This window comes from Actinoplanes sp. NPDC049598 (assembly GCF_040675435.1).
In the GTDB taxonomy this organism is placed as follows: domain Bacteria; phylum Actinomycetota; class Actinomycetes; order Mycobacteriales; family Micromonosporaceae; genus Actinoplanes.
In genome coordinates this window covers 151,782-178,721 of sequence record NZ_JBFAOX010000010.1, presented here as the reverse complement: position 1 = coordinate 178,721, position 26,940 = coordinate 151,782, and the positions used below count along the sequence as shown (strand labels likewise).

Here is a 26,940-nt window from a genome sequence, read left to right as displayed (position 1 = left end):
CAAAATCCTCAGACGGCCACGTCGGTGTCCGATCAAATCACCATGCTTGCTGCGGACTCCTCGACCGGGATCACCGGTGCACTGAGCGCCACCTCGCTCGCCTACGTCGAGATCGACCGGTCGGGTCTGATCCGCGAGTGGAATCCGGCCGCCGAGCGCCTCTTCGGCTGGTCCCGGGCCGAGGTGCTGGGCCGGGCCCTGGCCGACACCCTCGTCCCGGCGCACCTGCGGGCCGCGCACGCGGCCGGGTTCGCCCGGCGGCTGGTCGCCGGGGACGATGCCTGGGCCGGTACGCAGGTGCAGGTGCCCGCCTGCCACCGCGACGGCGCCGAACTGCTCGTCACCATGGTCATCAACGGGCTCGAGGACGGCTACTGCGCGTTCCTCTCCGACCGCACCGAATGGCACCGGTCCCAGCAGGAGCTGCAGCGCAGCACGACGCTGATCAGCTCGATCCTCGAGCACACCTCGGCCATGATCTCGGCCACGGACCTGGACGGGCGGTTCCTGTTCGTCAACCACGAGTACGAGCGGGTCTTCCAGGTGTCGGCGCCCGACCTGGTCGGCCGGCTCGGCTCGGAGACGCTGCCCGAGCCCGTGGCCGCCGCCTGGCGTCGCAGCAACGCGCAGGTCGCGGCCACCGGCGAGGCGGTCACCGCCCTCGAGGAGGTGCCCTTCGGCGACGACGTCCGGCAGTACGTGGTCACGCGTTTCCCGCTCGCCGACCCGGACGGCTCGGTCTACGGCGTCTGCGCGATCGCCATCGACGACACCGAGCGCCGGCACAGCGAGGCCGCGCTCGGCGCCAGCGAGCGCCGCTTCCGGGCGACGGTGAACAACGCGCCCGGCATGCTGTTCCAGTTCCGGATCGCCGCCGACGGCGCGACGTCGTTCACCTTCGTCTCCGAGGCCTGCCGGGAGATCTACGGCCTGGAGCCGCGGGCCGTCATGGCCGACCCCGAGCTGATCACCGAGATCGTGGCCGAGGAGGACCGGGCCGCCTTCAGCGCGAGCGTCTCCGAGGCGGTGCTGACCCTGCAGCCGTGGCGCTGGCAGGGCAGCGTGATCCGCCCCGACGGCGAGCGCCGCTGGCTGCACGGCGTGGCCCGCCCCCACCGGCTGGCCGACGGCTCCACGGTCTGCGACGGCATGCTGGTCGACCGCACCTGCGAGCACCGCACCGAGGTCGAGCTCGACGAGCTGACCCGGCGGCTGGCCGTCCACCGCTTCACGGTGGTCCCGGGTGATGGGGGCCGCCTGCTGGTCACCGAGTCGACCGGGGAAGACCCCTTGACGTACGGCGGCATGGACGCGGCCTGGGCCGACGCGCGGGCCGGCCGCCCGGCCGACGTCGAGCTGCCCGAGCGTGGGCTGTGGGTACGGTTGCGCCCCCGCCGGGCCGAGGGCCGGCTGGTCATCGACGGCTTCTGCTTCCCGCTGGTGACCCGATGACCGGCGCGACGCACCGGCCCCGCCCGATGCACCTGCCCCGCCAGGTCGGCGAGGCCGCCGTGCCGATGGAGCCCGTGCCGGCCGGGACGCCGCTGGCCGAGATCGTGGCGCTGCTGCGCGACGACCCGGCCCGGCCCGGCGTCCTGATCGACTCCCCCACCGGCCCGCGGCTGCTCAGCCGCAGCTCACGAACCCTGCACGACCCGCTCGTGCTGGCCGCCGACACCGACGTCGACCTGGCCGCCGAGGCCGCCCTGGCCCGCCCGGCCGAGGAGCTCGACGAGCCGATCGTGGTCCGCTGGCCCGGCGACCGGTACGGCGTGGCGCCGGTCATCGGGCTGCTCACCGCGATGGCCGGGCGCTACGCCCGGCTGTCCCGGGCCGACCAGCTCACCGGCCTGCCCAACCGGGCCACCACGCTGGCCGAGGGCCGTCAGCGGCTGGCCGACGGCACGCTGGCCGCCGTCCTGCACTTCGGCCTGGACCGGTTCCAGGAGGCCAACGACATGCTCGGCCGGCAGGGGGCCGACGTGCTGCTCCAGCGGGTGGCCGACGGGCTGCGCGCGGTCTGCCGGGACGAGTGCCTGGTCGGCCGGCTCGAGGGCGACCAGTTCGTGGTGCTGCTGGCCCGGCCGTCGCCCGACCCCGACCTGGCCCGGCTCGCCCGCCGGCTCACCGACGCCATCCGCGGCCCCCACACGGTCGACGGCGTGCCGGTCAGCCTGGAGGCGAGCGTCGGCGTGGCCGACGCCGACCACCGCGACGCCGCCGTGGTCTTCCGCCGGGCCGCGGCCGCGATGCAGAGCGCCAAGCAGGACCGCACCGGCGTGGTCCGGTGGACCGAGGAGACCGGTCTCGGCCAGCGGGCCGACCTGCGCCAGCTCACCGAGCTGCGCACCGGCATCCGCTCGGGTCACCTCGTGCTGCACTACCAGCCGCTGGTCGACGCCCGGACCCGCGAGGTCTGCGGGGCCGAGGCGCTGGTGCGCTGGAACCACCCCCAGCGCGGCATGCTGCCGCCCGGCGTCTTCCTGCCCGACGCCGAGCGCTCCGACGTCATCCTCGAGCTGACCGACTGGGTGCTGGCCGAGGCCGTCCACCAGGCCGGGGTCTGGCACCGGGAGGGCCGCAGCGTGCCGGTCTCGGTCAACCTGTCGGCCGCGTACCTGGCCCAGGACCGGGCCGTCCCGACCATCCTGGCCCTGCTGCGCCTGGAGGGGCTGCCGGCGTCGCTGCTCACCGTGGAGATCACCGAGACTGCCGTGCTGACCCGCCCCGAACAGGCGGCGGCCCGGCTGGCCGAGATCCGGGCGGCCGGCATCCGGGTCGCGATCGACGACTTCGGCACCGGCTACACGTCGCTGGGTCTGCTGCCCCAGCTGCCGATCGACGAGCTGAAGATCGACCGCTCGTTCGTGATCCGGATGCACGACTCGAAGCCGCACGCGGTGATCATCGACTCGGTCATCGCGATCGCCCGGGCCCTGAGCCTGACCGTGGTCGCGGAGGGCGTGGAGGACGAGCCGACCGCGGCCGCGCTGGCCGAGGCCGGCGTGGACCTGCTGCAGGGTTACCACCTCGGCCGGCCCGGGCCGGCCGAGAAGGTTCACCCCAGCCGGTCCGGGGCGCCCAGCGGCGTGTAGTCGAAGACGTCCGGCCACGCGGGCGGGTAGAGGACATCGTCGTCCTGACGCTCGCACAGGCCGGTCGCTTCGAGCATCTGCCGTACGCCGCCGCGCGCGTTCGTGATCTCGTAGCCGTGCCCGCCCCGCATCGCCCTGGTGTAACCGACCAGCAGCACCTCGATGCACTCGCTGCCGAGCTCGTCGACCCGGCCGAGATCGAGCACGACCCGGCCCCGGCGCCTGCGCGCGAACGCCTCCCACAGCTGCTTGCGCAGCTCACGGTGGGCCGATTTGTCGAAAGAGCCGCTCAGGTGCAGATACGTGGTGTTGCCGGCCTTGTCGGTGTCTCTCTCGATGGCACAACGCAGCTCCGTCATGCTCCCGGTGTACCTGGCCGAGGTGACCGGCCGCCGAATAGCACAAGACTGTTCACGGTACGAAGCGGTAGCCCATCGCCGGCTCGGTGAGCAGGTGGCGCGGGTGGGCCGGGTCGATCTCCAGTTTGCGGCGGAGCCGGGCCATGTACTGGCGCAGGTAGTTGGTCTCGGTGCCGTACTGCGGGCCCCACACCTCCTGCAGCAGGTGGTACTGGCTGATCAGCTTGCCGGGGTGGCGGGCCAGGTGTTCCAGCAGCTCCCACTCGCGCGGGGTCAGGCGCACCTCGTGGTCGCCGCCGGTGAGGGTGCGGGTGGAGAAGTCCACAGTGGTACGGCCGATGGTGATCACCGGGCCGGTCTCGTCGCCCGGCTGTGCGCGGCGGGTCACGGCCCGCATCCGGGCCAGCAGCTCGTCGACGCCGAACGGCTTGGTGATGTAGTCGTCGGCGCCGGCGTCCAGGGCGGCCACCTTGTCGGCGCTGCCGGCCCGGCCGGAGAGCACGATGATCGGCACGCCGGTCCAGCCGCGCAGGCCACGGATCACCTCCACACCCTCCATGTCGGGCAGGCCGAGATCGAGCACGACCAGGTCGGGACGGTGGTGGGCCGCGGCGTGGAGCGCGGACGCGCCGTCGGGGGCGGTCTCCACCTCGTACCGCCGGGCCTTGAGGTTGATCCTGAGGGCCCGGACGATCTGCGGTTCGTCGTCGACGACGAGCACGCGGGTCATGAGGCACTGACCGGGAGGGAAAGAACCATGGTGAGGCCGCCTCCAGGGGTCTCTTCGGGGGTGAGCCGGCCGCCCATCGCCTCGGTCAGGCCGCGGGACAGGGCCAGGCCGAGACCGACCCCGGTGTGGTTGTCCCGGTCGCCGAGGCGTTGGAACGGCAGGAAGACGTCGTCCCAGCGGTCCTGCGGGATGCCCGGGCCGTGGTCGATGACGCGGAGTTCGAGGGTGTCGCCGTAGCGGCTCACGGTGATCACCGGCGGGTGCTCGGGCGGGCTGTAGCGCAGGGCGTTGGCCACGAGATTGACCAGCACCCGCTCGAGCAGACCAGGATCGGCCCGTACGGGTGGCACGTCGTCGGGGATGTGCAGAGCGACCGTACGGCCGTCGGGCCCCAGGTCGTCGAGCGCGCGCGGGATGACCTCCTCGGCCCCGATGTCGACCAGCCCGACGCCGAGCGCCCCGGCCTGCAGGCGGCTCATGTCGAGCAGGTTGGCCACCAGCCGGTCGAGCCGGTCGAGCGACTCGTCCGCCGTGACCAGCAGCTCGTGCCGGTCCTGCTCGTCGAAGTGGACCTCGTCGCTGAGCAGCCCGGCCACCGACGCCTTGGCCGAGGCGAGCGGGGTGCGCAGGTCGTGGCTGACCGCGGCCAGCAGGGCCGTGCGCATCTTGTCGGCCTCGGCCAGCGGTTTGGCCGTGGCCGCCTCGGCGCTGAGCTTCTCCTGGCGCAGCGCCACCGCCGCCTGGGCGGCGAACGCCTCCACGATGCGCCGGTCCGAGGCCTGCAGCGGATGACCCTTGAGCAGCATGGTGATGTGCTCGTCGACCTTCACCTCGACGTCCGCCTCGGCCGCCCGCGTACAGACCGGGGCCCCGACCTCGGCCGCCGGCGCGCCGTTCTCCATCAACGTGACCGAGTCGAAGCCGAAGGTCTCGCGCAGCCGCTCCAACAGGGCCATCAGCGGCCGCTCGCCCCGCAGCACGCTGCCGGCCACCGTGGCCAGGGTCTGCGCGTCGGCCGAGGCGGCCGCGGCCTGCCGGGTCTTGCGGGCGGCGGTGTCGACCACCCAGCTCACCGCGAGGGCCACCACCACGAAGATGCCGAGCGCGAGCAGGTTGTCCCGCTCGGCGATGGTGAACCGGCCCACCGGCGCGGTGAAGTACCAGTTGAGCAGCAGCGACCCGGCGACCGCGGCCAGCAGGGCCGGCCACAGGCCACCGATCAGCGAGACGCCGATGACCGCGCCCAGGAACAGCAGGATGTCGTTGGTCAGCGACAGCGACGGCCCCAGCTTGAGCAGCAGGGTCAGCGCCGGCAGGCCGGCCACGACGGTGGCGAAGCCGGCGATCCGCCGGGCCCGGGACAACGCGGCCGGCACCCGCACCCGGCGGCGGCCCTGACCGGCCCGCTCGTGCGGGACCAGGTGCACGTCGATCGAGCCGGACTGCGCGATCGTGGTGGCGCCCACCCCGGCCGCGAGGATCTGGGCGAACTTCCCGCGGCTGCTGGCGCCGAGCACGATCTGCGTGGCGTTGACCCCGCCGGCGAAATCGAGCAGCGCCCGCGGCACGTCCGAACCGGACACCTGGTGGTAGGTGCCGCCCAGCGACTCCACGAGCACGCGCTGCCGGGCCAGCCGGGCCGGGTCGGCCCCGGCCAGGCCGTCGTTGCGGGTGACGTGCACGGCCAGCAGGTCGGTTCCCTTGTTGCGGGCGGCGATGCGGGCGGCCCGGCGGATCAGCGTCTCGCCCTCGGCCCCGCCGGTCAGCGCGACCACCACCCGCTCGCGGGCCTCCCAGGTCTTGTCGATGCCGTGCTCGGCCCGGTACTGACCGAGCTGGTCGTCGACCTTGTCGGCCAGCCAGAGCAGCGCCAGCTCCCGGAGCGCGGTCAGGTTCCCGGTCCGGAAGTAGTTGCCGAGCGCGGCGTCGATCTTCTCCGGCTGGTAGATGTTGCCGTGCGCCATCCGCCGGCGCAGCGCCTCCGGTGTCATGTCGACCAGCTCGACCTGCTCGGCCGCGCGCACCACCGCGTCCGGCACGGTCTCCCGCTGCTCGACGCCGGTGATCTGGGCCACGACGTCGTTGAGCGACTCCAGGTGCTGCACGTTGACCGTGGTCAGCACGCTGATCCCGGCCTCCAGCAGGGTCTGCACGTCCTGCCAGCGCTTGGCGTGCCGGGAGCCGGGCACGTTGGTGTGCGCGAACTCGTCGACCACCGCGACCTCGGGCTTGCGGGCGAGGACGGCGTCGAGGTCCATCTCGGTGAAGTCGGCGCCCCGGTAGGACACCCGCTTGCGCGGGAGCACCTCGAGGTCGCCGATCATCACGGCGGTGTGCTTACGGCTGTGCGTCTCGACCAGGGCGATCACCACGTCCGTGCCGCGCTCGGCCCGGCGGTGGGCCTCTTCGAGCATGGCGTACGTCTTGCCGACGCCGGGCGCGGCGCCCAGATAGATCCGGAGTTCTCCCCTGGCCATGACGTCGCCTATTTTCCGTCGAGGGCCAGGTTGAGCTCCAGGACGTCGACCGCCGGCTCACCCAGGAAGCCCAGGGCCCGGCCGTCGGTGTGCTCCTTGATCAGCTCGTGCACCCGGCTGAGCGGCAGGTCGCGCTCGCGGGCGATCCGGGGCGCCTGCAGGTTGGCGTAGGCCGGGCTGATGTCCGGGTCGAGGCCGCTGCCGCTGGCCGTGACGGCGTCGGCCGGGACGACCGGGTCGGCCGGGGCGGTGCCGCGGATCGGCGTGATGACGCCACCCTCGGCCACGTAATCCGTGCCTTCCTGGGCGGATTCGACCTTGACCCCGTGGTACGAGTCGATGAACGGCGTGCCGGTCTGGTTGACCGACACCACCCGGGTGATCGGGCCGGTCAGGCCGTCGCGGTGGAAGACCGCGAGCACGGCGCCGACGCCGTCGTTGGTGCAGTAGGGCCGGCTGCCGTCGGCGTTCTCGAGCTTGCCGATGGCCAGGCTGCGGGCGCAGACCTGCGTGAGCAGACTCTGCGAAGCATCGTCCGGGTTGTCGGAGAGCGTGTCGACCACGCTCTCGGGGCCGAGGTTGCTGGCCGCGGTGGCGGTGGGGTCGTAGCCGTTCTCGCCGGCCGCGGACGGGCGGCTCTGGAAGTACTTCGGGACCGGGTTGCCGTCGGCGTCGGTGAAGGACTGGCCGATCAGCGTGCTGCCGACGGTGGTCATCGAGCCGTTCGCCTTGTGGTCGAGGCCGGGCAGGTGACCGATCGCGACAAAGGCCAGGGGGTACGCGAGTCCGAGCAGGACGGTCAGGACGAGCAGCGCACGGAACGCTGCGAGGTGTTGGGCGAGCCAAGCGGGAAGACGCATTTGAGATCAGATCCCGGGGATGAACTGGATGATGAGGTCGATGAGCTTGATGCCGAGGAACGGCACGATCACGCCGCCCAGGCCGTAGATCCACAGGTTGCGGCTGAGCAGCTTGCTCGCGCTCGACGGCCGGTACCGCACGCCCCGCAGGGCCAGCGGGATCAGCGCGACGATGACGAGCGCGTTGAAGATGACCGCGGACAGGATGGCCGAGCCCGGCGAGTGCAGCCGCATGACGTTGAGCGCGTCCAGGCCCGGGTAGACCGCCGCGAAGATGGCCGGGATGATCGCGAAGTACTTGGCGATGTCGTTGGCGATCGAGAACGTGGTCAGCGCGCCGCGGGTGATCAGGAGCTGCTTGCCGATCTCGACGATCTCGATGAGCTTGGTCGGGTCCGAGTCGAGGTCGACCATGTTGCCGGCCTCCTTCGCGGCCGACGTGCCGGTGTTCATGGCCACGCCGACGTCGGCCTGGGCCAGCGCCGGGGCGTCGTTGGTGCCGTCGCCGGTCATCGCGACCAGTCGGCCACCCTCCTGCTCCTTCTTGATGTAGGCGAGCTTGTCCTCGGGCGTCGCCTCGGCCAGGAAGTCGTCGACGCCGGCCTCGGCCGCGATCGCGGCGGCGGTCCGCGGGTTGTCACCGGTGATCATCACCGTCCGGATGCCCATCTTGCGCATCTCGTCGAAGCGGGCCCGCATGCCGGACTTCACGACGTCCTTGAGGTGGATGACGCCGAGGATCCGGCCCTTCTCGGCCACCACCAGCGGGGTGCCGCCGGAGGCGCTGATCCCGTCGACGATCTCGGTGACCTCGTCCGACGAGTGACCGACCCACTTGATCACGGCGCCGGCGGCGCCCTTGCGGATCTGCCTGTCCCCGGCTGCCGCCCCAACCGCCCGCCCTTCACCGGACTGAAGGCTGAGCCCGATGTCGACGCCGCTCATCCGGGTCTGTGCGGTGAACGGCACGAACGTCGCGCCGGTCATCAGGCCGGGCTCCCGCTCGCGCAGCCCGAACTCGTTCTTGGCCAGCACGACGATCGAGCGGCCCTCGGGGGTCTCGTCGGCCAGGCTGGAGAGCTGCGCGGCGTCGGCCAGCTCGGCCGCGGTCACGCCGTCGACCGGCACGAACTCGGCGGCCTGGCGGTTGCCCAGGGTGATGGTGCCGGTCTTGTCCAGCAGCAGCGTGTTCACGTCGCCGGCGGCCTCGACCGCGCGGCCCGACATCGCCAGCACGTTGCGCTGGACGAGACGGTCCATGCCGGCGATGCCGATGGCCGAGAGCAGCGCCCCGATCGTGGTCGGGATGAGGCAGACGATCAGCGAGACCAGCACGATGCCGGTGACGCCGTGCGCGTCGATGGCGATGGTGTCGGGCGCCGCCGCCTGGTAGGCCTTGGAGAAGATGGCCAGCGGCTGCAGCGTCACCACCGACAGCAGGAAGATGATCGTCAGCGCCGCCAGCAGGATGTTCAGGGCGATCTCGTTCGGCGTCTTCTGCCGGTTGGCCCCCTCGACCAGGGCGATCATCCGGTCGACGAAGCTCTCGCCGGGCCTCTGGGTGATCTTGACGACGATCCGGTCCGAGAGCACCTTGGTGCCACCGGTGACGGCCGAGCGGTCGCCACCCGACTCCCGGATCACCGGCGCCGACTCGCCGGTGATGGCCGACTCGTCCACGCTGGCGATGCCCTCGATGACGTCGCCGTCACCGGGGATGATCTGGCCGGCCTCGACCACGACCACGTCACCCTGCTGGAGTTCGGTGGCCGGGATCTCGCGGCCGTCCCGCAGGTAGGCCATGGTGTCCTGCTTGGCCGCCCGCAGGGTGGCGGCCTGGGCCTTGCCCCGGCCCTCGGCGACCGCCTCGGCCAGGTTGGCGAAGACGACCGTGAGCCACAACCAGACCGTGATGATCCAGGCCAGCACGCTCGGGTCGGTGATGGCCAGGACGGTCGTGAAGACCGAGCCGACCTCGACGATGAACATGACCGGGTTGCGCCACATGAGGCGCGGGTCGAGCTTCCGGAGCGCGTCCGGCAGCGACCGCCACAGCTGGCGGGGCTCCATGAGGCCGCCCCGGACCGGCGTCGCCGTGTCGGTGGCCGGCTTGTCTAGTACGTCGGTCATGAGAGACCCTCCGCAATGGGTCCGAGCGCGAGCGCGGGGAGGAACGTCAGCGCGACCAGCACGATCGTGACGCCGACGACGAGCCCGACGAACAGGGGCTGATGGGTGGGCAGGGTGCCCTCGGACTCGGGCACCGGGCGCTGCCGGGCCAGCGAGCCGGCCAGGGCCAGCACGAGGACGATGGGCAGGAAGCGGCCGAGCAGCATGGCCAGGCCGAGGGCGGTGTCCCACCACGGCGTGTTGACCGTGATGCCCGCGAAGGCGGAGCCGTTGTTGTTGCCGGCGCTCGTGAAGGCGTACAGCACCTCGGAGAGACCGTGCGGTCCCACGTTGAGGGCCGTGGAGTTGTGGCCGGTGGCGAAAGCCGCCGCCGTTCCGATCAGGACGACCGCCGGCGTGACCAGGAAGTAGAGCGACGCGAGCTTCATCTCGCGGGCGCCGATCTTCTTGCCGACGTACTCCGGCGTGCGCCCGACCATCAGGCCGGCCACGAAGACCGTGATGGTGGCCAGGATGAGCAGGCCGTAGAGGCCGGCCCCGACGCCGCCGGGAGCCACCTCGCCGAGCATCATGTTGACCATCGGCATCATGCCGCCGAAGGACGTGTACGAGTCGAGGAACGAGTTGACCGCGCCGGTCGAGGTCAGCGTCGTGACCGCGCCGAAGGTGGCCGAGTCGGGGACGCCGAACCGGACGTCCTTGCCCTCCATGGCCGCGCCGACCGCCTGCGGCACCGTGCCGCCGGCGTGCACCTCGAAGCCGACGGTGAGCGCGATCGAGGCGAGCGCGAGCACCGACATGACGGCGACGATCGCGTAGCCCTGCCGGTTCTGGCCGACCATCCGGCCGAAGACCCGGGGCATGGCGAACGGGATGCACAGGATCAGGAAGAGCTGGATCCAGTTGGTCCACGTCGTCGGGTTCTCGAACGGGTGGGCCGAGTTGGTGTTGTAGAAGCCGCCGCCGTTGGTGCCGAGCAGCTTGACCGCCTCCTGGGAGGCGACCGGGCCACCGGTGATGTGCTGGGCGGCTCCGGTCAGCGTGGTGACGTCGGTGCCGCCGGAGAGGTTCTGCACCATCCCGCCGATCATGAAGATCAGCGTGGCCAGGGCGCAGATCGGCAGGAGCACGCGCAGCGTGATCCGGGTCAGGTCGACCCAGAAGTTGCCGAGAGTATTGCTCTTGCGGGCGGCGAAGCCGCGGATCAGCGCGACCGCGACCGCGATACCCACGCCGGCCGAGACGAAGTTCTGCACCGCGAGGCCGGCCATCTGCGCGAGATGACCCATGGTCGACTCGCCCGAGTAGGCCTGCCAGTTGGTGTTGGTCACGAAGCTGACCGCGGTGTTCCAGGCGATGTGGGTGGGCACACCGTCGAAGCCGAGCGACAGCCAGAGCTTGTCCTGCACCCGCAGGAACAGGTAGAGGAACAGGATCGAGACGGCCGAGAACGCGAGCACGCTACGGGCGTACACGCCCCAGGTCTGCTCGGCGTTCGGGTCGACCCCCACGAGCCGGTAGACGCCCCGCTCGACGACGTTGTGCCGCCGGCCGGACACGACCCGGTAGATGTAGTCACCCAGCGGCCGGTACGCCGCGGCGACCGCGACGACCAGGGTGATGACGAAAAGCCAACCGGCCATCAGAACTTCTCCGGAAACAACAGTGCGGCGATGAGGAACCCCGCCAGGGCGACGGCGACGATGACGCCGATGACGTTGACGGCGCTCACGAGCGTTCGACCGCCTTGATCAGCACGGTCAGCACTGCGAACAGCACGACCGTCAGCACGACGAACCCGAGATCAGCCACGGGGTGACTCCTAGGACAAGGGATGAGTGGTACGCCGTGAAGCGAACCGTGCCCAGGAGCCGTCGTCATCGGCGTTGACGCGTTGCGTACGGCCTCCGGGGGTTCTTTGACGCGTTTTTGACGCCGCTGCGACGGGGGCCACAAAACTCAAGGGGGTCGCTCTCTGGCGTGGAGTTGTTTACGCTGCGTTCACCTGGGATCGACGGACGCCGATTGCACTCTGGTCAAGGGAGATCTTGAGATGCGTGAGCTGTTACCCCTGCTGGGCCACGGAGGGCGGGACGCGAAGACGTGCCTTTACCGCTGCGGGAACGCGTGTGACCACCCGGAACCAAACCGATCCGACAATCCGTACCTGGGTGATGTCATCAACGCGGCGGTGAGCCGTCGCGGTCTGCTGGCCGCGGGCGGTGCGAGCGCCCTGGTGCTCGGCGTGAACGTGGACGTCGCCGCGGCCACGCCTACAGCTCCGGCGTCCTCCTCGCCCGGCGCGCTCACTTTCAAGCCCATCCCGCCCAACGAGCTCGACTCGTTCATCGTCCCCAACGGCTACGACCACGCCGTGGTGATCCGCTGGGGCGACCCGATCCTGCCCGGCGCCCCGGCGCTCGACATCCACCACCAGACCGGGGAGACCCAGTCGAAGCAGTTCGGCTTCAACAACGACTTCCTCGGCGTGCTGCCTTTCCCGGGCCGCGACGACCGAGCCCTGCTGGTGTCGAACCACGAGTACACCAACGAGGAGCTGATGTTCCCCGGCTTCACCAGCCAGGAGGCGCTCAGCGTGGACCAGGTGCGGGCCGCGATGGCCGCGCACGGGATGTCGGTGGTCGAACTCGAACGGGTCGGCCGCACCGGGCAGTGGCGGCCGGTCGGTGGCCGGCGGCGGCCCTACAACAAGCGATTCACCATGCTGGCCAGCCCGTTCCGGGTCGACGGACCGGCCGCCGGCTCGCCGCTGCTGCGGACGTCGGCGGACCCACGCGGTGTCACGGTCATCGGCACGCTCAACAACTGCGCGGGCGGGGTGACTCCGTGGGGCACCGTGCTCTCCGGCGAGGAGAACTTCAACCAGTACTTCGTCGGCGGCGACGCCGTCCCGGCCGCGGACAAGCCGTACCTCAGCCGGTACGGCATCACGACCACCGCGCGCTACCCGACCGGCTCCCGACGGTGGGAACGGGCGCAGGAACGCTTCGACCTGGCCAAGCATCCGCACGAGGCCAACCGCTTCGGGTGGATCGTCGAGGTCGACCCGTTCTCGCCGGGCGAAGCGCCGCGCAAGCACACCGCGATGGGGCGCTTCAAGCACGAGGGCGCCAACGTCATCGTGGCCCGTAACGGCAGAGTCGTGGCCTACATGGGTGACGACGAGCGGTTCGAATACCTCTACAAGTTCGTGTCCGCCGGCACCTACCGCCCGCATGATCGCCGGCACAACCTGACCCTGCTCGAGTCGGGCACGCTCTACGTCGCCCAGCTCACCGGGGACAGCCCGGCCGCGGAGATCGACGGCACCGGGAAACTGCCGTCGGACGGCGCGTTCGACGGCACCGGCAAGTGGATCAAGCTGGTCTCCGGCGACACCTCGTACGTGCCCGGCATGAGCGCGGTCGAGGTGCTCACCTTCGCCCGGCTGGCCGGTGACGCGGTCAAGGCGACCAAGATGGACCGTCCCGAGGACGTCCAGCCCAGCCTGAAGACCGGCAAGATCTACGCGGCGCTCACCAACAACACCAACCGCGGCGTCGGCACCTACCCGGGCGTCGACGAGGCCAACCCGCGCACCGCCAACAAGCACGGCCAGATCTTCGAGATCGTCGAGGACGGCGGGGACCACACCGGTACGTCCTTCCGCTGGTCACTGCCGATCGTCTGCGGCGACCCGGCCGACCCGTCCACCTACTTCGCCGGTTTCGACAAGACGAAGGTCTCGCCGATCTCCTGCCCCGACAACGTCGCCTTCGACCGCGGCGGCAACCTGTGGATCGCAACCGACGGCAACGCCCTGGGCAGCAACGACGGCCTCTTCGCAACGCCGATCGAGGGCCCCTCACGAGGCCACCTCAAGCAGTTCCTGACCGTGCCGCCCGGCGCCGAGACCTGCGGCCCATTCATCACCTCCGACGACCGGTCGGTCTTCGTCGCCGTCCAGCACCCCGGCGAGATCACCGGCGCCACCCTCGACAACCCCGCCTCAACCTGGCCCGACGGCGACTTCGCCAAACCGGCCGTCGTAGTCACCTGGCGTTTGGACGGCGGCCCGGTCGGCAGCTGACCGCGGGCCTATTCCTGGCAAGGCGAGGGCGCTCGGCTGGAAAGCTCAGCTGAGCGCCCTCGCCGCCTTCACCTACGAGTCCTGCGAATCTCTGACGCCATCAACGCGAGGTCCTCAGCTGCTCGGCCCAAGGAAGGAGGAGAACCATCCTTGCCGCAGCAGGGAGGTTTGGTTCTCTTCTCGGACGGATCTGGCTCGTGACCAACAAGGCGGTACAGCTCGGCATAGATATTGAATTCCGGATCACTGTCATCATGATCGGCGACCAGTAAAAGCCAAGCCGTCTGCTCAGACTCAAACGCCACGATGACGCGTAGGCGCGCACCCAAGTGCTTGTCGCACAATCTCTCCAGCGGATCCGCGCCAGTAAGACGGTAGGAGAGGGCTGCGCATCCGTTCGCCTCGAGGTCGCGCAGGAATGCGATGACCTTCCTCTGCTCGTCCTTCCGCCGGCCCCTCAACTGCTGGTCAGCACGCCGCGTGCGGAAGATCTTCACCGTCATGCGACTAGTCTGCGGTGCCGAGCTCTCTTTCCAGCTCGTCGATGTCTGTCGGGATGCCGTCACCTCGGCGCATCTGCGCCAGGCTCTCTCTCAGGTCCGCGCGTTCGAGGACTGCCTCGTCGGCGAGCCGGTGCCAGACCTTGTTGAGCAGATCATGGGTTTGGCCGGCCGCACGCAGCTCGCGGACCAGAGCGAGGACCTCATACAGGCGGCGCACGTCGAGGCCGCTGTCCTGCCCATCGGCGTATATCAGCAGGCCGCGACGCGTCCAGCTGCGCACAGTGGGCTCGCTGACGCCTAGCAGAGGAGCAGCCACTGAAACCGGAACCGGATCCAGATCGCTCAGCACATCCCTGCTGACACGCAGCAGCTCGGCGCGGCTCTGATCGTCCTCGCTTATCCGACTGGCGATCCGCTCGAGAGTCCCGGCCCTGGAAAGGACCTTCTCGACCTCGGCCCGCTTCGACCTACGGCGAGGCTTTCGGAGTGAACGCCGCCTTGCCTTGTCGGCCGCATGGCTCATCGCACTGGCCCCTGCCGTCGCTCCACACTTTCGATTATGGGCCACTTTTCCGAAAGTTGGAAGCGGAGGCGGAAGCTGAGGGGCGCCTAGTCGCCTCCCGCGTAACGCATGACCTCGGTGACGAGGTGGGCGGTGGTCTCGCCGGTCAGGGTGTAGAAGACCTGGCGGCCTCGACGGCGGCGGCGGATCAGGCGGGCGTCGAGCAGGAAGCGGAGGTGGTGGGCGACCGCTGTCGGGTCGGCGGGGACCGCGGCCGCGATCTCGGCGGGGCTGCGTTCGCCGGCGCGCAGCATGATGAGGATGCGGAGGCGGTGTTCGTAGGCCATGCCGCGCAGGACGGTCACCGCCCGTTCCAGGACATCGTCATCGGGGTGGGTCATGCCGCCGCCGTTCGCCGGATCGGGCGGGCCAGGGCCGAGGACAGAGCCAGGAGGAGGGTTGCGGTGAGGGCGATGCTCGCGCCGGCGGCGACATTCCAGACGTACGAGGCGTAGAGGCCGCCCAGGCCGCTGGTGATGGCGAAAGCGACGGCCAAGACGGTGATCACGGGCAGTCGGGTGGACCACAGGCGGGCCGCGGCGGCGGGGGCGACGATCAGGGCGACGGCCAGGATGGTGCCGACCGCGGGGACGATCGTGACCACGACAGCTTCGACGGTCAGGAGCAGGATGATGTCCCAGGCGCCGACGGGCAGGCCGGCCGCGCGGGCGCCGCCGGGGTCGAAGCCGACGAAGGTCAGGGGGCGGGCGCAGACCAGCAGCAGGGCGGCCACGGCGATCAGCATCGCGGCTGTGACCAGGAGGTCCGGCGTACCGACGGTGAGGATCGAGCCGACCAGCAGGGCCGACAGGTCCCGGCTGAAGCCGCTCTGGGTGGCGACCAGGCCGGCGCCGAGGGCGAAGCCGGCCGACAGCACGACCCCGGTGGCTGCGGCCGAGTTCTGGCCCGGGCGGCGGCTGAGGGCGGCCACGCCGAGCGCGACCACCGCGCCGGCGACGAGACCGCCGGCGAAGACGTTGACGCCGATCAGGGAGGCGGCCACCACGCCGGGAAAGGTGGCGTGGGTCAGCGCCATGGTGAAGAACGACAGCCGGCGCACCACCACCTGCACGCCGATCATGCCGGCGAGCGCGCCGGCCAGGATCACCTCGGCGATCGCCCGGTGCAGCGCGTCGTCAAACCAGCTCATGCGGCGATCCGATCCGCGCGAAGAGCGAACCCATCCGCGTGAAGGCCGATCGCTGGTGCGGCGTCATCCCGCCAGCTCATGTGGGGATCCCTTCCGGGTGGGGGCTGATCGCCGACGGGCGGCCGCGAGCGGGAGCAACAGCAAGTAAGCGGCGACGAGCAGCAGGACGACGGCGGAGGCCGAGGTCAGGGCGATGCCGTGGTCAACCGAGGCGGTCCAGCTGATCCACAACCCGCCGTAGCCGGCGGCGAGGATCAACAGGGTGCTGATCACCGCCATCGCGGCCAGCCGGGCCGTGATCAGGCGGGCCGCCGCGGCCGGGATGATCAGCAGCGCGACGACGAGGATCGTGCCGACGGCCCGTACGGCCGCCACCACGACCAGAGCGACGATCACGTTGAGCCAGAGGTCCAGCCAGAACGTGCGGTAGCCCGCCGCGGCCGCGGCCGCCGGGTCGAACGTGCGGAACAGCAGGGGCCGGGCCGCGATGGCGAGCATCACGAGGATCACCACCGCCAGCACGGCGGTCTCGGCGATCTGCCGCGGCGTCACGGTCAGGAGGCGCCCGAAGAGGAAGGACGACAGATCGGAGGTGTACGAGGACCGCCTGGACACGAGCACGACACCGATCGAGAACATCGCCGTCAGCACGACGGCCGTGGAGGCGTCGTCGGAGAGCGCCCCGCTGCGGGTCAGCAGGGTCAGCACGACCGCCGTGAGCAGCCCGGCCACGAGCGCTCCGACAACCAGACCTTCGACACCACCGGCGATGAAGCCGATCACCACGCCGGGGAAGACCGTGTGGGTCAGCGCGTCCGAGACGAAGGAGAGCCGGCGGAGGAAGACGAAGACGCCGACCGGCCCGCAGATCAGCGCGAGCAGGGCCAGCTCGGCCAGCGCCCGGGCCATGAAGGGCACGGTGAAGATCATGGCTCGACCAGCACCGTCCGCCCGTCGGCCAGCTCGATCGTCTGCCCGCCGTAGGCGTCGCGCAGCCGGTCCGCGGTGAGCACCTCACCCGGCGGCCCGAACGCCCACTGCCGCCCGTTGATCAGGCAGACCAGGTCGGCCACGTCCCGGGCCAGGGCCAGGTCGTGCGTGCTCAGCAGCAACGCCGTACCGCTCGCGGTCAGCTCCCGCAGGACCGCGAGGATCGCCTCCTGGCTGACCACGTCGACGCCGTTGAAGGGCTCGTCGAGCAGGAGCAGCCGGGGTTCGGCGGCCAGCGCGCGGGCGAGCAGCACCCGCTGGCGCTGACCGCCGGAGAGCAGCCCGAAGCGGCGGCCGGCGGCGTCGGCCAGGCCGACCCGGTCGAGCGCCTCGGCCGCGGCCCGGCGGTCGGCGGCCCGGGTGGGCCGCCACCAGCCGATCCGCCGGTAACGGCCCATCAGCACGACCTGGGCCGCGGTGACCGGGAAGTCCGGGTCGAGGTCGCCGACCTGCGGTACGTAACCGCACTGCGACCGGGCCTGGGCCGGGGCCTGACCGAAGACTTCGACGGCGCCGGCGAGCACCTCGGTCAGCCCGAGGACCGCCTTGATCAGGGTGGACTTGCCGGCGCCGTTGGGGCCGGCCAGGGCGAGCGCGCGGCCGGCGGGCAGCTCCAGGTCCACGTGGGTGAGGACCGGGGTGCCGCGGTAGCCGACGCTCGCGTCGGTGAACCGGAGGACCATGTCAGCCGGCCAGCGCGTCCACGATGACCTTGGTGTTGTGCTCCTCGGCGCCGAGGTAGGTGCCGGTGGGCGTGCCCGGCTCGCCGAGGCTGTCGCCGTAGAGGGCGTCCGCACCGCCGATCACCTTGACGCCCGCCTGCTTCGCGATGGCCTCGGCGCTTTTCGGTGGCAGCGAGCTCTCGGTGAAGATGGCCTTCGTGCCGGTCGCCTTGATCTTGGCGACCAGGTCGGTCAGCTGCTGCGCGGAGAGCTCGGCCGACGTGTCCAGGCTGGGGATGACCGAGCCGACGAACTGCAGGTGATAGCGGTCGACGTAGTAGCCGAAGGCGTCGTGGTTGGTCACCAGCTTGCGGTCGGCGGCGGGCAGCTTGGCGAACGCGGCCTCGTTGTCGGCGTCCAGCTTGTCGAGCTTGGCGGTGTAGTCGGCCAGGTTCTTGGCGTACGCGCCGGCGTCGTCCGGGTCGGCCGCGGCCAGCGCCTTCTCGATGTTGGTGACCATGATCTTGGCGTTGCGGGGATCGTGCCAGATGTGCGGGTCGTGGTCCTCGCCCTCACCCTCGGCGTGCTCCTCCTCGCCCTCTTCGTGGCCGCCCTCGCGCAGGGTGACGCCCTGGCTGGAGTCGACGACAGTGCCCTTGAAGCCGGCCGAGCTGATGGTCTGGTCGAGCCAGGCCTCGAGCCCGACGCCGTTCTTGACGACGACCTTGGCCTCGCCGATCGCCTTGATGTCGGCCGGCGTCGGCTCGTACTCGTGCGGGTCCACATTGGGCTTGATGATCTGCGTGACGGCCACGTCGTCGCCACCGATGTTGCGGACGAAATCGGCGACCTCGGGTGTCGTCGCGACCACGGAGAGGGCGGCGCCCTCGGGAGCGGCTGCGGCCCCGTCATCGGAGCCGCAGCCGGCGAGCGTGATCAGTGCCGCCGAGACGGCGAGAATTCCCAGTGCTTTCACACCGCGAAACGGTAATCGTTTTCAACAATTATCGTCTAATGGCAAGATGCGGATGTATTACTTCGTGAATGTGAAGTAGTAGTAAGCGCTGCCGGTGGTGTAGTTGACCGAGTCACCCGACGACGTGGTCACGTAGTCGGTGCGAGCCCGGAACTTGCCGCCCACCGGGTGGGTGCCGGTCAGCGTGAAGGCGGACTGCCCGGCCGAGTTGAGCGGCAGGTAGAGCACCCGCTGGGCCTTCCACTTGCCGCCCGAGTATGCCTCGATGGTCAGACGCTGCTTACGGCCCGGGTACGGGGTCATGGTGGTGAGGAAGTACGGGTGCACGTTCGCCCGGTAGAAGCGGTACGGCACCGACCCGATCTTGGCAGCCTTGTACTGCCGGGACGGCTGCAAATTCAGCGCGACTCGCGTGTTGAGCACCGAGCGGGCCGAGACCGGCGCGTAGCGGTCGTCGCCGGCGAACTTGACCTGGACGGCGGTGGTGCGGGTCAGTTTGAGCGAGGCGGTCAGGTTGCCCTTGGCGTCGACGTTCGTCTTGCGGAGCAGCCGGAGCGGGTCGGTGCCGTACGGGTCGGCCCAGATCTCGACCGTACGGTGGGTGTGGGTCGGCCCGAGGTGCGCGGTCATGGTGACCGTGCTGCCGTAGTTGTTGACCGTGTTGTTCGGGGTCAACGTCAGGGCGGGAGCGCTCCGGGCGATCTTCACCGGTATCGAGGCGGTCACCGGCCCGTTGATGCTGTCCCCGCCGTAGGTGACCGTGTAGATGATATTGCTCTCGGCCCGCGGAAGGTCGGTCAGGACGAACTCGCCCGCATCATCGGACCCCGCGCTGTCCACCTGCTCCTTGAGGGCCTGCGAGCTCGGCCCGTAGCTACGGGTGAGCGTGACGACGGCGCCCGGCCGGCTGATCTTGCCCTTGATCTGCACGACGGTGCCGGGGGCGGCCACGGCCGGCCCGGTGACGGTCATGGTCGTGCGGACCGCCGGGGCGGAGCCGTGGATCGGGAAGATCCACCAGTCCTGGCCGTAGTTGCCGAAGGTGAACAGCCGGTCGCCGTCCGGCTCCCAGACGACCTTCCAGACGTCCTCGGACCTCGGGGTCGTGAACTGCTCGGCCGGGACCTCGGAGCCGGCCGCGGTGATCGCGACCGTGGGCGCGGCGCCGACACTGCCGTAGCCGAACGCGACCCGTCCGTCCTTGTTGATGTCCACCGCTTGCGGCCGGCAGATCTTGTTGTCGTACGCGACGGCGAACTTCGCCGGCTCGGCCACCGGCGCCTTCCAGATCTGGCATTCGATGCCTGGACCGACGCCGATGCCGGTGTTGATGGCGATGAGAGTGGCGCCGTCCGGCGTGAGCGCGATGTCGCGCAGGGCTACGTCGCCGAACCTGCCCTTGCTCGTCTGGACCGCCGTGCCGTCCGACACGTCGTAGGCGGCGACGAAGCCGTCGTTCGGCTCGCCCTGATTGGCGAGGGCCGCGACCAGAAGCCCCGGTGCGCCCGGCGCGGTCAGCAACCGCGCGCCGAGCGAGGTGTCGACTCCGATGGAGTACGGCTTCACCTCGCCCGAGGCGGGGTCGAGCGAGTTCAGCCCGCCGCCGTCGGAGGAGAACCAGACCTTGCCCGCCACCACCTTGACGTGCCGCGGCCACACCTCGCCGGCCAGGCCGTACGTGCGTTTCAGGCGCATGGTCCGGGCATCGAAGGCGGCGATCTCGTGCTCGTCGGGAACCGCGACGTAAGCGGTCGCATAGTCGGCGGAGAACGTCACTCCCCAGGCCGTCTGGCCGACCCCGATCGAGTTCTGCGGCCCGCCGAAGTACGACAGCACGTTGACCGTGCCACTCAATGAGTCGGTGACCAGGACCTGCTCGTGCACCGGGTCGACGGCGACCTCGGCGATCGAGTTGATCGGCAGCTGAACGCCGGTGGTGAGGATGGTCGGGCCCGCCGCCGAGGCGGGGCCGGCGGTGACCGTGACGGCGGCGGCGCAGGCGACCGCCGCAGCCGCCAGAGCGGCTCGAAGCTTATGCATTTTGAGGACCCCCGTGGTCAAGGAACGGGGGAAGCGTAAGGCCGCCGATCCACTGCGGACGATCGGCCGATTGGGCGGATCAGGCGCGGGCGGCCAGGGCGGCGTGGCGGCCGTCGCGCCAGATGAGGCCGGCCTCGGTGAAGCCGGCAGCGCGGGCGGCGGCCAGGTGCCAGGAGAGGGCGCCGGCGAAGTTGGCCGGTGGGCGGTCGCGGAAGACGTCGGCCCGGGCGGCCATCAGGTCGCGGAAGCCGTCGGCCCGGGCCAGCTCGCTCCACCACTGCACCCAGGCCAGCTCGGCTGCGGCCTCGCCGGGGGCCGGGTCCAGGGCCCGGCTGACCGAGGGCAGGCCGTCGTCGGGCATGAGGTCGGCCACGACGAGCAGGCCGCCGGGGGCGAGCACGCGGCGGCAGCGGCGGTAGAGGGCGCGAATGGCCGGCGGCGGCAGGTAGTGCACGGTCATCACCGAGGTGATCAGGTCGTGGCCGCCGCCGGCCCGGCCGGCCCAGGCGCCGGTGCTCAGGTCGGCGTCGATCACCGACATGGCCGGGGGCGCGGCCGCCCGGGCCAGTTCGAGCAGTACGGGGTCGAGGTCGACCAGGGTGATGCAGCAGTCCGGCCAGCGGGCCGACATGCGCTCGGCCAGCACACCCGGGCCGCCGCCGAGGTCGAGGTAGCGGCCGGGCGGGCCGCCGCGGACCGCCTCGACCGTGCTCGCGATGGCCGACTCGAGGGCGGCCAGGCCGGGCACGAAACCGGCCATGACCTCGTCCCAGGCGGTGCGCCAGCGGTCGGAGTCGAGCGTGGTCGACGGCATGGGCCCATCCTCGGCGGTTAACGGAAATGACACCCATTTCTATCAGGTGACCGTCCCGTCAGCGGTCAAGGGCCGCCAGCGCGTCCAGGAGACGATCCACCTCCTCGACCGTCGTGTAGGCGTGCAGGCTCACCCGTACCGACGAGGTCTTCTCGCCCTGATCGCCCTGACAGTGACCGTCCGCCCGGACCAGCAGCCCCTCGCTCTCGAGGATGAAGCCGAGGTCGTTGGAGGAGATCCCGCGGTGGCGGAAGGTCACGATGCCCTGCCGGCGCTGCACCGTCGAGGCCGCCGGCAGGCTGCTCTGGCACCCGAGCACCTCGTAGCTGCCGAGGCGGTCGAGACCGTCGGTGAGACGCGCGCCGAGGGCCCGGCTCCAGCGGGCGATCCGGTCCAGTCCGGTGCGATCGAGCCACTCCATGGCGGCCGCCAGGCTGACGATGCCGCTGGTGTTGGGCGAGCCCCGCCAGCCGGCCGGCTCGAAGGCGGGGCCGCGTTTGTTGGCCGCCCAGATCGCGCCGATGCCCGGCAGGGCCATGGCCTTGTGCCCGGAGAAGACGGCGAAGTCGACGTCGAGCGCGGCCACATCCATCGGCACATGACCGAAGGCCTGGGCGGCGTCCAGACAGATCGGGATGTCCGGCCCCACGGCCGACCGCAGCCGGTGGATGTTCATGTCGTTGCCGTAGACGTGATGCACGTGGGTCGCGGCGACGAGGCGGGTCCGCGACCCGACCATCCGGGCCAACCGGGCCGTGTCGTAGTCATGCGCCTCGTCGTACGGCATGGCCTTGACCTTGACCCGGGCCCCCGCCACGGAAAGCCAGGGGACGATGTTGGCGCTGTGATCGGCGAACGGCACGATGATCTCGTCCCCGTCGCGCAGTTGCGGGCCCAGCCAGTCCCGGGCCACCATCGCCAAGCCCTCGGTGGTGCCGCTGACGAAGTGCACACCCGAGATGTCCGAGAAATCCGACAAAAACGAACGCACGCCGTCGGCCGCCTGCGTAATCCGGTTAGTTGTCCGATTTGCCCACGGGTAGGTACCACGCGCGGCGTTCGCGTTGGCGGTGGACAAGTAGGACATCACAGCGTCGAGAACCGCTTGCGGCTTCTGAGACGTGGCCGCGCTGTCCAGGTAGGCCACCCCAGGGTGGGCCATGAGCTGGGGAAACTGCGCTCGTACCCCGGCCTGCCAGAGCAGCAGCTCGCCAATGGTGTCCGTCTGAAGGTCGAGCATCAGTCACGCACCAGGTCGGCGCCGGCGTCGCGCCAGGCGATGATGCCGCCGGCCAGCGATCGCACCTCGGGATGCCCCATGCGCCTCAGCAGCGCGGCGTAGCGGGCCGATTTCTCCCCGACCGGGCAGACCAGCAGCACGGGCTGTCGCCGGCTGAACGGAAGTCCACCGTGGAGCAGCTCGTCGAAGATCTCGTCGACGATGTTGATCGAGCCGGCGATGTGCCGGGCCTGGAACGCGTACGGGCTGCGCAGGTCGACCACGAGGCCGGGCCAGCGCCGCGCCTCCTCCACGTCGACGGTCGGCGCGGCCGCCACCTCCGAGGAGGTCAGCGCCCGGTGGTCGTTGGGCCGGGCCGGCCGGCCGAACAGCGCGGGCCGGCGTTCCCGCAGGTAGCTCAGGTAGCTCTCCATCCGGTCGCAGACGATGAAGACGGCCGTGCGGCGCTCGGTCAGGGAAGAGTCGAGCGCGCGCAGATGCCGTACGGCTCCTTGGTAGGCGCCGCCCCCGGTCGGGCCCGCCGGCGTACCGCATCGTCTGATCAGGGTGAGCATCCCGTCGATGGCCTCGTCGGCCCCGATGGTCTCGACGGCGTCGTAGACGCCCGGGTCGAACAGCCCGACCTCGTGCACCTCGTCGATCGTGCGGATGCCGGGGATGAAGTCGCTCTTCGCGGCCACCAGACCGATGACCTGGACGTCCGGGTCGTGCTGGCGCAGCGCGCGGGCGACCCCGGTCGACGAGCCGGCCGTGCCCACGCAGGCGAAGAAGTAGTCGGGCGCACGGCCGTCCAGGTCCTTGACGATCTCGGGCCCGGTCCCGCCGAAGTGGGCCTCGACGTTGTCGTCGTTGAAGTACTGATCGGTGTGCACGTAGCCGCTGCCGTTGGCCGCGAGCACCTGATGCATCCGGGTCAGCGGGTCCTCGGTGTCGGTCGGGTCGAGACACTCGGCCTGGCCCGGCAGCTCCTCGATCTCGGCCCCGAGCAGCAGCAGGAGGTCCTTGACCTCGGGAACCTTCATCCGGTTGGTCACGCTCTTGAACGGCAGGCCGTGCATGCCGGCCAGCATGGCCAGCGCCTTGGCCGTGTTGCCACTGGAGAGCTCGACCACGGTGTCCCCGCGCCGGCGGGCGCCGTTGATCAGCGGCCGCAGCATCGACCAGGCGGCCCGGTCCTTGAGCGAGCCGAACGGGTTGAGCAGCTCCATCTTGGCGTACAGGTCGATGTTGCGCAGGCCGTGGACGGCCGGCTCGATGCGTACCAGCGGGGTGTTGCCGATCGCCTCGGTCATGTCGTCGAATCTCATGATTCCTCCGCGCGCGGGTGGACGGGCCAGTACTGCTCGTCGAGGCACCAGCGCCAGGCGCCGCCGTCGCGGTAGACCGCCACTTTGCGGCCGATCGGCTGGTGCAGGGCGTGCGTGGCGCTGAAGTCCATGAAGTAGCCGGCGGTGTTCACGAAGGCGAGCAGGTCGCCGGGCCGCGGCGTGCCGGGCAGGAACACCTGGCGGCGGGTGATCAGATCGGCTTCCAGGCACAGGTTGCCCAGCAGATGGAAGGCGCCCGGCCCCTCGCGCTGAGGCAGGAGCACCGGGTCCATGAGCACGCCGTGCTCCTCCAGGCTCACATCGCGGGCGTTGCAGTCCAATCGGATCATCGAATCGCGCACCTCGAGCACCGTCGCCAGGACGATCCCGCACTGGTCGAGCAGGGCCCGGCCGGGCTCGATGTCCAGCTCGTACATGCTGTCCAGCAGCAGCGACCCGAGCGGCCGGCGCCGCCCCGGGGCGTCCGCCTCGAGCAACTGATCGAGATAGCCCGCACCGGAGACCGGCCGGTACGAGGGGTAGAGCCCGAGCACCCCGCGCAGCGTCCCGGCCTCGTTGCGCAGCCCGTAGCCGTGCCCGTTCCAGGTCATCGGCGGCCGCCGGCCGAGCACGGCCTGGGCCAGCTCGGACGTGTACCGCTCCCACTGCGCGCCGTCGGCCAGGTAGTTCACGCCGAAGCCGCCACCGATGTCGACCGAGCGCACCCCCAGCCCGCGCGCCTCGCACTCCTCGAGCGCGGCCAGGCAGCCCTCGAGCGCGACCGCCTTCTCGGGCCGGCCGATCGTGTCCAGGTGGTAGGCGACGCCGACCAGCTCCAGCTCCTCGCGGTGCTTCTCCAGCTGGTCGAGCACCTCCGCGAGAGCCCCCGAAGGCACGCCGAAGCGGCTGCGCCGGCTGACCACCTGAACACCCTGGGACGCGAAGCCGGACAGGCGCACCATCACCCGCACCCGCGGCAGGCCGTGCTCGGCGACCAGCGACGCGAGGTCCGTGAGCTCCCCTAGTGAGTCGGCGTTCACGATGACACCCGTTCGAGCGGCCAGCCAGAGGAACTCGCGGTTCTTCGGGCCGGTGGCCATGATCCGTTCCGGGCCGAATCCCGCGCCGAGCGCGTGCTGCAATTCAGCCACCGAGGCCACATCGACCCCGGCCTCGGTGGCGGCGAGCCGGCGCACCAACGCGGCCGACCGGTTGGCCTTGTGCGCGAAGTAGATGCGGCCGCGCAACCGGTGGTGACGATAGGACTGCCGAAAGGCCTCGACATTCGCTTCCAGCAGGTCGGGAAGGACGATGTTGAGGGGCGATCCGAGGCCGTTCACCAACTGCCTCAGCAGCTCGTCCTGGTCCAGAACCGATTGGACCGGTGGTTCGATTCTCGGGGTCAGATAGAGCGGTGACAGACCGGGCACAATGGCGACCTCCCGCTTGGCGGTTGTCCCAACCTAACCGATGGTCGGACCACTTTCTATACCCGCAGTGATGAGTCAATCACTCATTCTTGTTTGCGCATGCATAAAACGAATTTGTCAATCCCTCTGTCGTTGATTGGGCACTGATATAAGCAATTGCGCATGTATTACCGGAACTAATCTTGCCGCCATGGCCGGTCGACACACCCATTCCCACGATCAGCTTCCGGGCGCCTCGCGACGGGTGGTGGCCGCGATCCTCATCCCGGCCGCCGTGGCCACGCTGATCGCGATGATCGCGCTCTGGCCCGGCCTCACGAAGGCCCCCACCGCCTCCGCCAAGATCAACGGCACGGTCACCACGATCAACGGCCCGACCGCAGCCGTACGCCTCGACGACGGCCGCCACATCACAGCGGAAGGCGCCGCCGGGGTGCATACCGGCGACGGTGTCGTCCTGCTCCACACACCGAACGCGGTGCCGGGCGGCACCGACTACGCGATCGTCGACCGCCAGCGGGGCACGCCGATGACCTGGCTGCTCGCCCTGACCATCGCGGTCATCCTGGCCTTCGGCCGCTGGCGCGGGCTCACCTCGCTGGCCGGCCTGGCCATCAGCTTCGCCGTCCTGCTGTTCTTCATCATCCCGGCCATCCTCGAAGGCTCACCACCGCTGCTGGTCGCGGTCGTCGGCGCCTCGGCCATCATGTTCGCCGCGCTCTATCTGACCCACGGCGTCACCACGCACACCTCGGTCGCGGTCGCCGGCACGCTGGCCAGCCTGGTCCTCACCGGCCTGCTCGGGGTCGCCTTCACCGCCGCCCTGCACCTGACCGGCGTCGCCACCGACGACGACGCGTTCCTGTCGGCCACCTTGGGCGGCATCGACATGCGCGGCCTGCTGCTGGCCGGCATCGTGATCGGCGCGCTGGGCGTGCTCGACGACGTGACCGTCACCCAGGCCGTCACCGTGGCCGAGATGAGCGCTCACGCCTCGGGCCGGCCGCTGTACCGGGCGGCCATCCGGGTCGGCCGCGCCCACGTCGGATCGGCGGTCAACACCATCGTCCTCGCGTACGCCGGGGCCTCCCTGCCCCTGCTGCTCCTGATCTCCACGGGCACGCAGCCGGTCGGCGACCTGCTGACCGGCGAGCTGCTGGCCCAGGAGATCCTGCGCAGCGCCGTCGGCACCATCGGCCTGGTCGCCTCGGTCCCCATCACCACGGCCCTCGCCGTCCTGGCGGCCCCACGTCACCATCGCTTCGCTTAAAAACATCAACGCGCTGACCTGGCCCAGGTCCGGACGTTGGACTGCGGCTCGAAGACGCTGCCCGACAAGCCTGGCCGGGTCGCCGTGCCGGGCGCTCGCAGGCCCCTCCTGCGCGAGGTGTTCGCGCTGGTCAGGCGCTACCGTGCGGACGGCGTCAAGCTCAACGTGGAAACCAAGGTCGAGGCGGGAGCGCCCGCCGAGACCGCCCCCGCGGGAGCAGTTCTTTCGACCCGTGTCGGTGGCGATCCGCAACGG

Annotated in this window: 23 protein-coding genes; 4 read left to right on the top strand and 19 right to left on the bottom strand. The window is 70.6% G+C overall.

Going from position 1 to position 26,940, the window contains the following annotated elements:
* The first annotated feature begins 42 nt into the window (after nt 1-42).
* Complete coding sequence (locus AB0J66_RS23830) at nt 43-1,452, top strand: PAS domain S-box protein (protein WP_364664381.1); 1,410 nt, start codon at nt 43-45, stop codon at nt 1,450-1,452.
* Nucleotides 1,449-3,095: a bifunctional diguanylate cyclase/phosphodiesterase gene (locus AB0J66_RS23825; RefSeq protein WP_364664379.1), complete on the top strand. Its 1,647-nt coding sequence runs from the start codon at nt 1,449-1,451 to the stop codon at nt 3,093-3,095. The genes AB0J66_RS23830 and AB0J66_RS23825 overlap by 4 nt, the downstream gene beginning before the upstream one ends.
* Here the strand turns inward: AB0J66_RS23825 and AB0J66_RS23820 are convergent.
* From AB0J66_RS23820 to kdpF, 7 genes are read right to left on the bottom strand one after another with little or no spacing between them, the layout of a single operon-like run.
* On the bottom strand, nt 3,059-3,454 hold the full coding sequence (locus AB0J66_RS23820) for an STAS domain-containing protein (RefSeq protein ID WP_364664376.1): 396 nt from the start codon (nt 3,452-3,454) through the stop codon (nt 3,059-3,061). The two genes, AB0J66_RS23825 and AB0J66_RS23820, sit on opposite strands and share 37 nt — an antisense overlap.
* Nucleotides 3,455-3,506: 52 nt before the next feature.
* Entirely contained in the window at nt 3,507-4,184 is a 678-nt protein-coding gene (locus AB0J66_RS23815) for a response regulator (RefSeq protein WP_364664373.1), read from the bottom strand.
* On the bottom strand, nt 4,181-6,661 hold the full coding sequence (locus AB0J66_RS23810) for a DUF4118 domain-containing protein (RefSeq protein WP_364664370.1): 2,481 nt from the start codon (nt 6,659-6,661) through the stop codon (nt 4,181-4,183). The genes AB0J66_RS23815 and AB0J66_RS23810 overlap by 4 nt, the downstream gene beginning before the upstream one ends.
* Nucleotides 6,662-6,669: 8 nt before the next feature.
* Nucleotides 6,670-7,521, bottom strand: coding sequence for a potassium-transporting ATPase subunit C (locus tag AB0J66_RS23805; protein ID WP_364664367.1), 852 nt, complete (start codon nt 7,519-7,521; stop codon nt 6,670-6,672).
* A 6-nt stretch (nt 7,522-7,527) separates the two neighbouring features.
* Nucleotides 7,528-9,651 carry a potassium-transporting ATPase subunit KdpB gene (kdpB, locus tag AB0J66_RS23800; protein WP_364664365.1) on the bottom strand — a complete coding sequence of 708 codons (2,124 nt, stop codon included), beginning with the start codon at nt 9,649-9,651 and terminating at the stop codon, nt 7,528-7,530.
* On the bottom strand, nt 9,648-11,294 hold the full coding sequence (kdpA, locus tag AB0J66_RS23795; RefSeq protein ID WP_364664362.1) for a potassium-transporting ATPase subunit KdpA: 1,647 nt from the start codon (nt 11,292-11,294) through the stop codon (nt 9,648-9,650). Before kdpA ends, kdpB begins: the two co-directional genes overlap by 4 nt.
* The gene (kdpF, locus tag AB0J66_RS23790) at nt 11,294-11,383 is read right to left on the bottom strand and encodes a K(+)-transporting ATPase subunit F (protein WP_364664360.1); all 90 of its coding nucleotides are present in this window, start codon (nt 11,381-11,383) and stop codon (nt 11,294-11,296) included. The genes kdpA and kdpF overlap by 1 nt, the downstream gene beginning before the upstream one ends.
* Before the next feature lie 321 nt (nt 11,384-11,704).
* Here kdpF and AB0J66_RS23785 point away from each other — a divergent pair, with 321 nt between their 5' ends.
* On the top strand, nt 11,705-13,741 hold the full coding sequence (locus AB0J66_RS23785; RefSeq protein WP_364664357.1) for a PhoX family phosphatase: 2,037 nt from the start codon (nt 11,705-11,707) through the stop codon (nt 13,739-13,741).
* A 68-nt stretch (nt 13,742-13,809) separates the two neighbouring features.
* On the opposite strand, the gene AB0J66_RS23780 is transcribed toward AB0J66_RS23785, so the two are convergent.
* From AB0J66_RS23780 to AB0J66_RS23725, 12 genes are all read right to left on the bottom strand, one after another.
* On the bottom strand, nt 13,810-14,244 hold the full coding sequence (locus AB0J66_RS23780; protein ID WP_364664354.1) for a hypothetical protein: 435 nt from the start codon (nt 14,242-14,244) through the stop codon (nt 13,810-13,812).
* Between the two features lie 4 nt (nt 14,245-14,248).
* Complete coding sequence (locus AB0J66_RS23775; protein ID WP_364664352.1) at nt 14,249-14,767, bottom strand: hypothetical protein; 519 nt, start codon at nt 14,765-14,767, stop codon at nt 14,249-14,251.
* Nucleotides 14,768-14,853: 86 nt separating this feature from the next.
* Nucleotides 14,854-15,147 carry a metalloregulator ArsR/SmtB family transcription factor gene (locus AB0J66_RS23770; RefSeq protein ID WP_364664349.1) on the bottom strand — a complete coding sequence of 98 codons (294 nt, stop codon included), beginning with the start codon at nt 15,145-15,147 and terminating at the stop codon, nt 14,854-14,856.
* The gene (locus AB0J66_RS23765; protein WP_364664346.1) at nt 15,144-15,956 is read right to left on the bottom strand and encodes a metal ABC transporter permease; all 813 of its coding nucleotides are present in this window, start codon (nt 15,954-15,956) and stop codon (nt 15,144-15,146) included. Before AB0J66_RS23765 ends, AB0J66_RS23770 begins: the two co-directional genes overlap by 4 nt.
* 63 nt (nt 15,957-16,019) lie before the next feature.
* Entirely contained in the window at nt 16,020-16,886 is an 867-nt protein-coding gene (locus tag AB0J66_RS23760; protein WP_364664344.1) for a metal ABC transporter permease, read from the bottom strand.
* Entirely contained in the window at nt 16,883-17,629 is a 747-nt protein-coding gene (locus AB0J66_RS23755; RefSeq protein ID WP_364664341.1) for a metal ABC transporter ATP-binding protein, read from the bottom strand. Before AB0J66_RS23755 ends, AB0J66_RS23760 begins: the two co-directional genes overlap by 4 nt.
* A 1-nt stretch (nt 17,630) precedes the next feature.
* A complete protein-coding gene (locus AB0J66_RS23750; protein WP_364664338.1) occupies nt 17,631-18,584 on the bottom strand; it encodes a metal ABC transporter substrate-binding protein in 954 nt (317 codons plus the stop codon).
* Between the two features lie 57 nt (nt 18,585-18,641).
* Entirely contained in the window at nt 18,642-20,624 is a 1,983-nt protein-coding gene (locus AB0J66_RS23745) for a hypothetical protein (protein WP_364664335.1), read from the bottom strand.
* A 79-nt stretch (nt 20,625-20,703) separates the two neighbouring features.
* A complete protein-coding gene (locus AB0J66_RS23740) occupies nt 20,704-21,438 on the bottom strand; it encodes a class I SAM-dependent methyltransferase (protein ID WP_364664333.1) in 735 nt (244 codons plus the stop codon).
* A 58-nt stretch (nt 21,439-21,496) separates the two neighbouring features.
* Entirely contained in the window at nt 21,497-22,678 is a 1,182-nt protein-coding gene (locus AB0J66_RS23735) for an aminotransferase class V-fold PLP-dependent enzyme (protein ID WP_364664331.1), read from the bottom strand.
* Complete coding sequence (locus AB0J66_RS23730; protein ID WP_364664328.1) at nt 22,678-23,985, bottom strand: pyridoxal-phosphate dependent enzyme; 1,308 nt, start codon at nt 23,983-23,985, stop codon at nt 22,678-22,680. Before AB0J66_RS23730 ends, AB0J66_RS23735 begins: the two co-directional genes overlap by 1 nt.
* A complete protein-coding gene (locus AB0J66_RS23725; protein ID WP_364664326.1) occupies nt 23,982-25,415 on the bottom strand; it encodes a Y4yA family PLP-dependent enzyme in 1,434 nt (477 codons plus the stop codon). The genes AB0J66_RS23730 and AB0J66_RS23725 overlap by 4 nt, the downstream gene beginning before the upstream one ends.
* Nucleotides 25,416-25,605: 190 nt before the next feature.
* On the opposite strand from AB0J66_RS23725, the gene AB0J66_RS23720 reads away from it, so the two are divergent.
* Nucleotides 25,606-26,685, top strand: a complete 1,080-nt coding sequence (locus tag AB0J66_RS23720) for a YibE/F family protein (protein WP_364664323.1) — start codon at nt 25,606-25,608, stop codon at nt 26,683-26,685.
* Nucleotides 26,686-26,940 lie beyond the last annotated feature (255 nt).